Raw genomic sequence first — 10,894 nt, 5'->3', positions numbered from 1 at the left:
GACCCATTTCTCCTTCAGCGAATGTCCGAAGCGGACACGCTCGGAGGTGCGCCAGGCGATGCAGCGCACGGTGCTCACCATCCGCTCCGCCTTGCGCCGCCACCAGCAGAGCTTCCACTTCTTGCGGAAGTAGGCGCGGTTCTCGGCCTCGTAGGGCCTGCACCCCTTCCGCTTGCGGATGGAGTCCTGGGTGACGGAGCCGTAGTGGTGCATGAAGGAGCGGCCGGTGGTGCCAAGCCGGAAGCCGGCAATGCGCGCCCTGCGGAAGAAGTCGCTATCCTCGAACTGGCCGATGCGGAAGTTCTCGTCGAAGCCTCCGATGGCATCGAAGACGCGCCGGTGGACCATGAAGCAGACGCCGTGGGCCTCTCCCAGCCGGGCGACCCCGCCCATCACCGAGGTGTAGCGGGTGCCGTAATCGGCGATGTCGTAGTTGTACTCCCCCTCGCGTATGGCCGGGCTCACCACGTCGAGAGCGCGCTCCTCGGCGAAAGAGAGGAGCCCCGCGATCCATCCCGGAGCCACGATGGTGTCGTTGTTGAGGATGATGGTCCATTCGGCGCGGCTGGTCCTCACCCCCTGGTTCCAGGCCCCGGCGCAGCCGAGGTTCTCGGCGTTGCAGATCACCTCCACGTCGCTGCGGGTGCCGAGGTACTCGCCGGTGCCGTCGCTGGAGCCGTTGTCGATGGCGATGACGCGGACGCCGCCGGCGATGTCCCCGACGAGGCTGTCGAGGCAGATCTTGGTGAAGTGCAGCTGGTTGTAGAGGGGAATGACGATGGTGACCGGGCGGCCTGGCGCCGCCGAAGCGTCTGGGGTCGGAGAGGGCGCAGCCGTGGAAGCTGTGGAGGTCATATGGGTTCCTTCGGATCCCGCACCGAGGCCATCGCTTCGGCCGGGAGCAGTATCTGGGTGATCTTTTCGAAGACGAGGTCGGGAGTTATCCCCACCATGCAGGCATGGAACTCTTCATTGGTGCACTGGAGATGGGAACAGGTGGTCTTGCAGCTCAAGGAAGCGTCCTCGAAGACGTACTTCCTCGACGTCCATGGCCCCGCCAGGGCATCGGAATTCGGACCGTAGATCCCCACCACGAAGGTCTTGGTCGCAGCGATGTGGATGGGTCCGCTGTCGTTGCCGACAAAGAGGTCGCAGCTGGCAGAGAGTGCCGCGAACTCCTGGAGGTTCAGTTCGGAGGAGGCGAAGGCGGGAGTGCTCTTCATGGCGGAGACCACCTCGTCGAGGAGGGCGCGCTCCCCCGGGCCCGCCGCCAGAAAGACGCTGAACTGCCCGGACAGGAGGTCGCAGAGGCGGGCGAAATTGCCGCTACCCCACTGCCTCAGCGCCACCCTGGCTCCGGGATGCACCAGGACCATCTTCCGTGTCCCCTTCCCGGTAACTGCAGGGCACTTCAGCGCCAGGGAGTCGAAGGCGCTCCTGGGCGTGCTGTTGTGGATCTCCTGGTGGAAGACCCGCAGGCCGAGCCCGGAGAGGAATTCCAGGTTGATGGGAACCCAGTGGTGGCTGGTGATGGGGACCAGGTGATTGAGCAGGCGGTGGCGAGGACGCAACTTGGTGTGGAAACCCGCGCGGGTCCTGGCTCCGGAGAGGAAGGCGATGGCTGCGGCCTTGTCCGAATCGGTCAGCTCTATGGCGGCATCGGCCCTGACACTGCGCACCTCCCTCAGGAAGCGCAGAAAGGCCAGGGCTCCGGCCATCCCTCCCCCTTTTATCTCCCGGTGCGGATAGGTTATCACCCGGTCCACGTAGGAGTTCGTCAGGAAAATACCCTCGCTCCCCTCGTTGGCTACCACGGTGATCGATGCGGCCGGGACGTTCTCCTTGAGGTTCTCCAGGAAGGGGAGCGCCCAGATGCAGTCGCCTACGTAGCGAAGCTTTATGGCGAGGATGCGGCTGCTGCCGCGGAGCCTCGATCCGATCTCCCGCTTCATGGCTGCTGCCCCTGACGAGGCTCCCGGCTGGCGTGGAGTTCCCGGAGCTTGGCATATTTGAGGAAGGTGTTGAAGGCGGCCAGGACGGCGTAGATGCAACCGTCGACGCCATCGAGGAAACCTCTCTTGAAGATGAAGATCTTGAAGAAGGCGAGGATGCCGTGCCAGAACATGCCGAAGGAGCCGCAACTTTGGCCGGCGCGGAACTTCTCTTCCGCCTGCAGGCCCGAGTCGAAGTCCAGCTTCCTCACCCTCTGGGCCAGGGTCTCCCCGGTCCAATGGATCATGGGGTTTTTGAGCTTGAGCACCGGTTTGTCCGCGAACAGCATGGTGTCGAAGCCGTGTCCGGGGACCTCGTTGTAACGCCCCCCTCCCCTGCGCAGGAGCCGGCTGGTGTAGTTCGGGTATGAGCACTTCAGCCATTTGCCGAAGAAGTAGTTCTTGCGGGGGATCACGGCACCCGCGTAGCCGCTTTCCCCGGGGCTCCCGATCAGAACAAGGATCTCCTCCTTGAGTTCCCCGGTGACCCGCTCGTCCGCGTCCAGGAAGAGGACCCATTCGCCCGTGGTCAGGTCGAGGCCGAAGTTCCGCTGCGGCCCGACCATCCCCGGCCAGGCCCGCTGCACCACCTTGTCGGTATAGCGCGAGGCGATGGCGACGGTGGCATCTTCGCTGAAGGAATCGATGACCGCTATCTCGTCCGCCCAACTGACCGCCTCCAGACAGGCAGCTATGTTGGCTTCTTCATTCTTGGTTATCACTACCACTGAGAGCTTACTGGCCATGAGGCCCTCCCTTGAACAGCTTGACCACTCCCGCAAGGAGCGCCTCCGACTTGATGGTGGCGCGGCAATGGGCGTCCTTGTCGCAGCGGGTCCGGAAGCAACGGGTGCAATGAATCGGCGACTGCACCACCACATGCCGCTCCCCCCGGGGCCCGCTCTGCCGTCCATCCGTGGCCCGGTAAAAGGAGACGGTCGGCGTCCCCAGGGCCGCGGCCAGATGCACGGTGTCGTTGTCTGCGCCGATTACCAGATCGACCCTTTTCAGGAGCGCGGCAAGCCCCTTTACCGAGCGGCGTTCGATCACCCTGGCGCCCGGCACCGATTTCGCGACCTCGGTCACCAGGCCCTTCTCGGCCTCCCCGGCCCATGGGAGGAGGATGGTACTGTCGGAGAAGGAATCTGCCAGCTGCCTTCCCAATGCCACCCACCCCTGCTGCGTCCACAGCCTGGTCTGCTCGTCACCACCGCACTCCAGGAGAAAGACCAGCCCGTCGGAGAGGGTGGCCAGCAGGGCCTCGGCGGCGAGGTCGTCCTCGGGGAGGGTGATTACCGTGCAACCTAGCTCCATGTGCTGAAAAGCCTTGGGGAAAGGGACGCTCACCAGACGAAGGCATTTGTCAGTGAGGTGCGTGTCCTGGCGGCGTAACGGCACGCGGCGCATGGGGAAAAGTAGGTTGCCGCGCTGCGCGACATCCCTCCGCTCGAAGCCGATCCGGTCGTAGGCCCCGGCAAGGCGGCTGAGCAAACCGCTGTTGACCGTGCCGTCCAGGTCGAAAACAAACTTGTAATCTCCCTCTCCCAGCGTTTCCTTCAGGGCCGATATCTCGCGTACCGTTTCGAGCGCGTGGGGGAGGCTTCTCCAGCGGGTGCTGCCGACCGTGTGCAGATGGGCGAGGAGCGGATTGCCCTCCAGCACCTCCGCCAGGCTCTCCTCCACGACCCAGTCTATCTCGACCTCCGGCACCGCCTGGTGCAGGTAGTCGAGGACGGGGAGGGCATCGATGATCTCGCTCAAGGGCGATGTTTTGATTACCAGTACACGCATGGACATATCTTTTCGTACTGCGGGGGAAGTTCTTGCGACAGTGCAGACGCCGGGCCGGCGGCAGGGCTCCCTAAGGATGCGGCTCTTCAGGTAACGGCTAGACGGTCAGGGCTGCTTCACTTCCTCTGCCTCTTCCACGAGGAGGACTGGAATCCCCTCCCGGACGGGATAGCGCAGGGCACACCTGGGGCATAGGAGTGAAGTCTCCTCCTCCTGCAGCGCTCCCTTGCAGCGCGGACAGGCCAGGATCTGCAGCAGTTTCTCGTCGAGTTTCATAAGAAAGACCTCCGGTTCACTTCCACAGCTTCGCGATGGCAGCCTCGATGACTGCGGGGTCGGAAAATTCCAGATCCAGCGATACGGCGTAGCACTGCCCCAGCCTGTCGGCGACCGGGAGAAGCTTCACGGCGTCCTTTTCCGTGGTCAGCAGCACCGTGGACCTCGAGGCGTCCCGCAGCCGCAGTATGGCGGCCACTTCCTCCTCGCCGTACGGAGTATGGTCGGGGAAGGCCAGGGTGGCGATCAGGCGAACGCCCTCCGACTCCAGGCCGTCGAAAAAAGAGCCCGGGTCCGCAATGCCCGAAAAGGCCATCACCCGCGCCGCCGGAGGAATGGCATCGAAGCCGCGCCCCTCGCCGCCCGAGAGGGGCACCAGCCCGGCTAGGCGGTGCCTGGAGCGGCAGGAAGGCTTCCCCGGCACCGGTTCCGGAACTTCTTCGCCGCTCCGGGTGAAGACCACCAGGTCCGCCCGGGCCGCCGCGCCCGGCGCCTCACGCAGGAAGCCGGCAGGGAGCGTCGCCCCGTTACTCAAGGGGCGGGCGGCATCGAGCAGGAGTATGTTCAGATCCCTCCGCACCCGCAGGTGCTGGAAGCCGTCGTCCAGGATGAAGACGTCGGGTTGCAGCTCCTTCATTGCCGTCATGGCCGCCTGGCGCCGATCGGCGCCGATGACCACCATCAAACCGGGTATCTTCCTCGCCAGGAGGTACGGCTCGTCTCCAGCCTCCTCCGGCGAAACGGCGATCGAATTGCCGTCAGAGACGATCCGCACAGCGCCCCGGGCAGAACCTCCGTATCCGCGGGAAAGGACCGCGACCCGCTTGCCCTGCCTGATCAGGTGACTGGCGATCCAGGCGACCATCGGGGTCTTCCCCGTTCCGCCCAGCGTGATGTTGCCGACGGAAACGACCGGCACCGGGAGGCGGTAGGAGCGGAAGATGCCGATCCGGTAGGCCGCGGCTCTCGCTTTCAGCAGGAGAGCGTAGACGACAGCCAGCACCTTTAGCAAGCGCCATAGGAGCCGGTCAGCCACTCTCTTGCGCTGCCCCGCCACCAGCTCGCGGAAATACCTTTCACCTTTCACTTTTCACCTTTCACGCCTTTACCTGTGACGGATATTCCAACATCGTAGGACTCGCGGCTGTTCGCGCCCGGAGGGCGCTCCTACGGGCAGGCCGGCGGGCAGAGCTTCGCAAGTAAGATCCCACCTTTCACCTTTCACCCTTCACCTTTCACCATTCACGTTTCACCACGCCGCACCGGCGGTAAAGACCATCAGCCGCCTCGATGACCTCGCCTGCGGTGACGGCAGTCATGCACCGGTGGTCGGTCGGGCACTCCCGCTTCATGCAGGGGGCGCACTCCGTCTCGTGCCGCACGATGACGCCTTTATCGAAAAAGGCGCTGGTGGTGCGGTGATCGGTCGATCCGAAGATCGCCACCAGCGGGACGTCGAAGGCCGCAGCGATGTGCATCGGGCCCGAATCGTTGGTGATGAAGAAATTGCAGCGCTTGATCAGCGCCATCAACCCGCGCACGGAAGTCGCGCCGGCGAGGTTCACGCATCCGGCGGGGAGAAGTTCCTCGATACGGGCGGCCATCTCGGTTTCGGCGGGGCCGCCGGTAATCACCACCCTTGCGCCCCAGCGCCGGGAGAGCTCGCGGGCAGTCTCTGCGAAGCGGTCGGGATACCAGCGCTTGGCCGACCCGAAGGTGGCGCCGGGATTTATCCCCAGGACGAAATCCCCGGGACCGATGCCGCCGGCAGCGAGACGCTCAGCTATGTCGCGATCCTCGTCGGCCGTGGTCTGCAGGCTCAGCACCGTAGGGCCCGAAGGTATCCCGAAGAACTTGAGCATGTCGAGGTAATTGAGAACCTGGTGTTCCGTGGTGTTCTGCAAACTCTTCGGCCAGCAATGGGTCAACAGCACTCCGCGTCCGTCGCTGTTCTTCCCCAGCCGCAACGGTATTCCCGCCAGCCAGGGAATCAGCGCTCCTTCGAAGGAGTTGGTGAAGATCACCGCGAGGTCAAAGCCCCCCTTCCTCAGCTGGGCGGCCAGCCGCAACCGCCCCGTCAAGCCGCGATGCAGGGCACGGTCGAAGGTGATCACCCGGTCCACAGAGTCGTGGGTCGCGAACATCTGCGACACCAGCGGGTTGGCCAGCACGGTGATCTCCGCCTCCGGGAAGTGCCTGCGGATGGCGCCGATGGCCGGGGTAATCATGACGGCGTCGCCCAGCCAGTTGACGGAGCGGATCAATATCTTGCGGACACGGCCGCGGTCGAGGCTTTTCACGCGGCTGCCCCCTTGGCTTCGGATATCGGCAGATAACGGGCCACGATCTCCATATGCCTCTTCGTTGCCCCGCCGTTTTCTTCCATCATCCTGAGGGCGTTACGGCTAAGCATCCGACGCTGCTCCCCATCTGAGAGAAGGCCCCGGAAGACCGCTGCGACCTCCTCGCGATTTGCCACCTGGATACCGGCGCCGCAGTGAAGCACCAGAGCCGATATCTCCTTGAAGTTGTTCATATGTGGGCCGAAGACACTCGGGACACCAAGCGAAGCCGGCTCCAGCAGATTGTGCCCCCCCGTCGGCACCAGGCTGCCACCGACGAAGACCAGGTCGGCGAGCGCGTACAGCTTCATCAGTTCCCCCACCGTGTCCACCAGGAGGACCTGGCCCGCGCCAAAGGCAGCGGCCGAACTGGGGAGCTCGGTGCGGCGACGGTACGACAGGCCTTTTCGCTCCAGAAGCTGCGCCACCTCGTTGGCCCGTTCGGGGTGACGAGGTACCAGTACCAGGAAGAGGTCGGGACGCTCGGGCAGGAGTTCCCGGTATGCGTCGAGCAGGATCTCCTCTTCCCCGGGGCGGGTACTTCCGGCGGTAACCACGGTGGCAGCGGCGGGGATTGCGTAGCTCTCCCTCAACGCCGTCTTCTCGCTCTCCGGGACTGTACGGAAGGGAATGTCCAGCTTCAGATTTCCCAGCGGCAGGGTGTCCTCAGCCTTTGCGCCTATGGCGACGATGCGATCCATGTCCAGTTGGCTCTGCATTCCCAGGGCCGAGAAGAGCTGCAGGGCCGGCCGGAACGCCCAGCTGAATTTGAGGTAGCGCCCGAAAGATCGGTCGGAAATGCGGCCGTTGGCCAGGACCACCGGGATGCCCCGGCGCGCCGCTTCACGGGTGAAGTTCGGCCAGACTTCCGTCTCCATGATCACGATCAGCTCAGGCTTCACGGTATCGAGCGCACGACGGACCGCGGGAAGGAAGTCGAAAGGGAAACAGATGGTGGCGTCTATGCCCGGCATGCGCCCTGCGATCTCGCGCCCGGTTGCGGTGCTGCTGGAGAGGAGGATGGCATGGTCGGGGTACCGCTCCCGCAGTGCGTCCAGCAGAGGCCGCGCGGCCAGCGTTTCGCCCACGGACACGGCGTGCACCCAGATCACCGGCCTCTTCCCGATCTTTTGCAGCTGCGCCTGCGGAATGGTCCCCAGGCGCTCGGAGAGAGCGGGAGGGCGCGAGCCGCGAAGCTTCTGGTAGAAATGAAACAGCGTCACCGGCAGGAGCAGCAAAGAGGTGACTAAGTTGTATGCGAGATAGAACATTGCAGTCGACCTACTTACTGTCCCCGTACGTGCTCCGCCACAGTTCAACCTTCTCCAGCACGTCCTTCACAGTAATGCGCGGCATCCGGTCCTGACGGTTCTCCATGGAGATCGGGTAGTCCTCGCCGGGTTCGCCATAGACGTCGATCATAAGGTCCCTGAACTTGCGGTACGGCCCGACGCGCTTGGGATTGGAGTAGCCGATGAGCGAAACGACGGGACGGTCGAGGGCGACACTTATGTGCAGCGGCCCGGTATCGGGAGAGATCACCAGGGCGGCCCCGTCGAAGATCCCGACCAGCCCGCGCAGGCCGCCATTGCCCAGGGCGCTGAGAGGCTTGTGGCTGGTCTTCTCCATGATGATCCGCTCGGCGTTAACCTCGCGCTCCGACTTTCCTCCGACCAGCACCGGCTGCAGCTCGAAGTCGGCCCAGAGCGCGTCGCAGACTTCTGCCCAGCGCTCGGGGAGCCAGTCTTTCTGCGCCTTGCTGGTGGCGACGACGATGGGCACCGCCGGGCGCTCCAACTGGGAGTAGAAGTTGCGCTGCCACTCGCGCTCCTGGTCGTTCCAGGGACCAAGCCCCCAGGTGACCGGGGTGGTCGGGGCCCCGATATAGTCGCAGAACTCGAGGTACTGGTCCTGCACGTGCTGCATGGCATGTTTCGGGATGCGGTGGGAGGTGAAGAGCCAGTTGAGATCGCGGGCACGGGCGAAGTCGAAGCCGAGCTTCACCGGCGACTTCACGAAGGAAAGGATGATATTGGCCTTGAAGTAGACCTGCAGGTCGATGGCGAGATCGAAGCGGCGGTCCCGCAACTGGTCGCGCACGTCCAGAAAACCGCGGGTTCCCTTGCTGCGGTCAAAGAGGATTATCTCATCCACCAGCGGGTGCCCTTTGACCAGCATGGCCGGACCGGGCTGGAGGATCCAGGTTATCTTGCAGGCGGGGTTGGCACTTTTGAGGGAGTGCAGCACCGGCAGAACGTGGACCGCGTCACCCACGGCACTCATCATGACAATACAGACGCGGTCTGTAGCAAATCGCATTACTTATTTCTCCAAAGCGAGGAAGCGAAGCTTGGCCAGCGCGTCCTCGTCAAAATCAAGTCCCCAGCGCTCCCGCCATTTGCGCGCGGAGCGGGCCAGCCGCTCGAAATTGAGCACGCCAACCCCACCTGCCCCGGGAAAGGTCACCCGGTCCACATCGAGGAGGTAGGCCTGCGGCGCGTCGGCCGTACCGGCTATGTAGATGTTCTTCAGATTGAGATCGGCATGCCATGCCCCGGCACTGCGCAAGAGCTGCAGCAATTCACCGACCGCCACAATGAGAGCATTCCGCGCGGCGCCATCCGCCTCTCTCCACACGGCGGGAAGGTCATCTCCGGCCGGGAGCCGCCGGGTCATGACATCGCTGCGGGCGAAGAAGCCGGCGACGGGATAGACCGCGCAGGCGATAACCTCCGGAGTCGGGACCCCCGCCGCGGCCAGCCGCAGTGCGGCCTCCAGCTCCAGCGGTGCCCGGGTCGGGAGGAGGAAGTGTTCGCCGGTCAAGAAGCGTAGCAGGCCGCCGTGCCGGTTGCGCCGAACCACCACCGGCGTCGATTTCCCGACGCCCCCCCCGGACGGGAGCTGGACACCGTAGCTGATTCCCCGCCCCCGCATGAGGTCGGGAGATCTTTGGGCGGAAGCCCACTGGTACAGGGTCCCCGATCGAAGGGCCTCACCGACCGCCTCCGCCGCCCAATCCCGCACCAGCGCGCGCTTCCCATCTACCGTGAGACTCAGGTAACCGTCAGGCGCCGCACCGGAGGTGGAAACTCCTCTTCTCAAACGCGCTCCCCCTTCGCCGTGGTGCTGCAGTGTCGGCTCGGGCACAAAGCGGATTAGCCGGAACTAACCTGCTGAAATTAAATGGGTAATGGTAAAAACCTAAAAGCGATTACTCTTATCACCCTAACTAATGCCCAGTCAAGGCTTTTCGGATTCGATAGAGTAACCGTGGGAAGAGAGGAGGGACGAGCGGCGAGGGTTGCTCAAGACGGTGACGGGCGAGGGTTTGGAGTAATCTATCTTCGATAAGCCTTGTCGTGCTGGACGTGCAACGCGACGAGGACTAGAGAAGGGCGTCGGCTGGATCTCATTCCTCACCAACCCACCTCTTTGCGATCTCTTCGGCCTCTTTCGCTGATGCTGCAGAGAGAGAGGGACGCGGATCAGCAAGTGAGGCTGCAACTGCTTCTTTTGTTTCCGTGGTCCAGGCCCATAGTTGGTGACGGGGGATTGGTTCAACTGGAACAAGGATGATGCACCCATCGTCCAGCACTTGCAAGTCGAGAGCATCCCCTGGCTTGATATTCAAAGTCGATGGTAACTTTATTCTCCTTCTCGCATCTGTCCGGACAAGCATGATTGACACCTCCAGAAGGAAGCATAGCAGCGCTGGCGTGCCCTGGGTGGGGAAATATAGCCCAAGGAGGGGAGAAGGTCAGCGGCGGTCACTCGGCCGGTTCAGCCGCAACGTCGACAGCGTCCTCCTTCGGCGCCAGCAGCGCTCCCCGGTCCAGCCCAAGCAGATAATAGAGCATCAGCCCCACCAGGTACACGCAGCCTCCGGCCCAGACGACATCGCTCGGGAAGTGGCCGCCCTGCACCGTGCGGGCGACTCCCATCAGGAGGCCGTAAGAGAGCCCACCCCCCAGCGCGAGGCCGGCCCACCTGCGCGACGACCTCCTCAGCACGAAGTAGGGCGCCATGAGGTAGAAGGCCGCCGAGGCGTGACCGGAGGGAAACGACATCCCCTTCCCCGCCTCGCCTCGCTCCCAGATCTGGTGGTAGCTGCGGTCTCCCCCAAAGATCTGCATCTGGCGGGGCCTGGGCCGTCCCCAATGCTCCTTCAGCACGCTGTTCACCAGGAGCCCCGGACCGAGGAGCATGAGGAGCACGAAGAAGAGGGCGCATTTGCGGTAGAGGTAGGCGCGGGCCGAAAAGAAGCTTCCGGCCAGGACCATCAGCGACGCTCCGGCAAGGACATAGGCGGGGAAGACGCCGTAGCGGTACAGGGACTTCCACGGGTTCAGCTCGGCGTAGATCCATCCCGGGCCCGCCGCATAAAAACGCCGCTCCAGGGATAGGTCGAACCCGGTGGCGGCGATCAATGTCGACAGGACGAGCAGGAGGATCAGGGGGAGGAGAAGGTCTTTGAGATAGGGACGGCTGGTCATG

The 10,894-nt window shown here is 63.8% G+C and carries 12 protein-coding genes; all 12 read right to left on the bottom strand.

The window, feature by feature from the left end:
• The coding region (locus AC11W3_RS07600) for a glycosyltransferase family 2 protein (protein WP_484092750.1) at positions 1–855 on the bottom strand (855 nt) is incomplete at its 3' end.
• Positions 852–1,952 carry a glycosyltransferase family 9 protein gene (locus AC11W3_RS07595; protein WP_484090090.1) on the bottom strand — a complete coding sequence of 367 codons (1,101 nt, stop codon included), beginning with the start codon at positions 1,950–1,952 and terminating at the stop codon, positions 852–854. The genes AC11W3_RS07595 and AC11W3_RS07600, both read right to left, overlap by 4 nt.
• Positions 1,949–2,737 carry a glycosyltransferase family 2 protein gene (locus tag AC11W3_RS07590; RefSeq protein WP_484090091.1) on the bottom strand — a complete coding sequence of 263 codons (789 nt, stop codon included), beginning with the start codon at positions 2,735–2,737 and terminating at the stop codon, positions 1,949–1,951. Before AC11W3_RS07590 ends, AC11W3_RS07595 begins: the two co-directional genes overlap by 4 nt.
• Positions 2,727–3,782 carry a glycosyltransferase family 9 protein gene (locus AC11W3_RS07585; protein ID WP_484090092.1) on the bottom strand — a complete coding sequence of 352 codons (1,056 nt, stop codon included), beginning with the start codon at positions 3,780–3,782 and terminating at the stop codon, positions 2,727–2,729. The genes AC11W3_RS07590 and AC11W3_RS07585 overlap by 11 nt, the downstream gene beginning before the upstream one ends.
• Positions 3,783–3,887: 105 nt before the next feature.
• Positions 3,888–4,058 (bottom strand): Trm112 family protein, encoded by a 171-nt coding sequence (locus tag AC11W3_RS07580; RefSeq protein WP_484090093.1) that lies wholly within the window; start codon positions 4,056–4,058, stop codon positions 3,888–3,890.
• 16 nt (positions 4,059–4,074) lie between these two features.
• Complete coding sequence (gene lpxK / locus AC11W3_RS07575) at positions 4,075–5,145, bottom strand: tetraacyldisaccharide 4'-kinase (protein ID WP_484090094.1); 1,071 nt, start codon at positions 5,143–5,145, stop codon at positions 4,075–4,077.
• Positions 5,146–5,293: 148 nt separating this feature from the next.
• A complete protein-coding gene (waaF, locus tag AC11W3_RS07570) occupies positions 5,294–6,358 on the bottom strand; it encodes a lipopolysaccharide heptosyltransferase II (RefSeq protein ID WP_484090095.1) in 1,065 nt (354 codons plus the stop codon).
• The gene (locus AC11W3_RS07565; protein WP_484092749.1) at positions 6,355–7,671 is read right to left on the bottom strand and encodes a 3-deoxy-D-manno-octulosonic acid transferase; all 1,317 of its coding nucleotides are present in this window, start codon (positions 7,669–7,671) and stop codon (positions 6,355–6,357) included. The genes waaF and AC11W3_RS07565 overlap by 4 nt, the downstream gene beginning before the upstream one ends.
• 10 nt (positions 7,672–7,681) lie before the next feature.
• Positions 7,682–8,719, bottom strand: coding sequence for a glycosyltransferase family 9 protein (locus AC11W3_RS07560; RefSeq protein WP_484090097.1), 1,038 nt, complete (start codon positions 8,717–8,719; stop codon positions 7,682–7,684).
• Positions 8,720–8,722: 3 nt separating this feature from the next.
• Positions 8,723–9,502 (bottom strand): lipopolysaccharide kinase InaA family protein, encoded by a 780-nt coding sequence (locus AC11W3_RS07555; protein WP_484090098.1) that lies wholly within the window; start codon positions 9,500–9,502, stop codon positions 8,723–8,725.
• A gap of 307 nt (positions 9,503–9,809) precedes the next feature.
• On the bottom strand, positions 9,810–10,079 hold the full coding sequence (locus AC11W3_RS07550; RefSeq protein ID WP_484090099.1) for an AbrB/MazE/SpoVT family DNA-binding domain-containing protein: 270 nt from the start codon (positions 10,077–10,079) through the stop codon (positions 9,810–9,812).
• An 88-nt stretch (positions 10,080–10,167) separates the two neighbouring features.
• Entirely contained in the window at positions 10,168–10,893 is a 726-nt protein-coding gene (locus tag AC11W3_RS07545) for a phosphatase PAP2 family protein (protein WP_484090100.1), read from the bottom strand.
• Between the last annotated feature and the right edge of the window lies 1 nt (position 10,894).

The organism is Geomonas sp., from assembly GCF_056994735.1.
This window is presented reverse-complemented; position numbering and strand designations above follow the sequence as displayed.

Excerpts from the sequence above, each read along its gene's own strand:
- AC11W3_RS07560 (WP_484090097.1), bottom strand. The coding sequence starts at position 8,719 with ATGCGATTTGCTACAGACCGCGTCTGTATTGTCATGATGAGTGCCGTG.
- AC11W3_RS07550 (WP_484090099.1), bottom strand. The coding sequence starts at position 10,079 with ATGCTTGTCCGGACAGATGCGAGAAGGAGAATAAAGTTACCATCGACT.
- AC11W3_RS07585 (WP_484090092.1), bottom strand. The coding sequence starts at position 3,782 with ATGCGTGTACTGGTAATCAAAACATCGCCCTTGAGCGAGATCATCGAT.
- AC11W3_RS07595 (WP_484090090.1), bottom strand. The coding sequence starts at position 1,952 with ATGAAGCGGGAGATCGGATCGAGGCTCCGCGGCAGCAGCCGCATCCTC.
- AC11W3_RS07545 (WP_484090100.1), bottom strand. The coding sequence starts at position 10,893 with ATGACCAGCCGTCCCTATCTCAAAGACCTTCTCCTCCCCCTGATCCTC.
- AC11W3_RS07580 (WP_484090093.1), bottom strand. The coding sequence starts at position 4,058 with ATGAAACTCGACGAGAAACTGCTGCAGATCCTGGCCTGTCCGCGCTGC.
- AC11W3_RS07590 (WP_484090091.1), bottom strand. The coding sequence starts at position 2,737 with ATGGCCAGTAAGCTCTCAGTGGTAGTGATAACCAAGAATGAAGAAGCC.
- AC11W3_RS07565 (WP_484092749.1), bottom strand. The coding sequence starts at position 7,671 with ATGTTCTATCTCGCATACAACTTAGTCACCTCTTTGCTGCTCCTGCCG.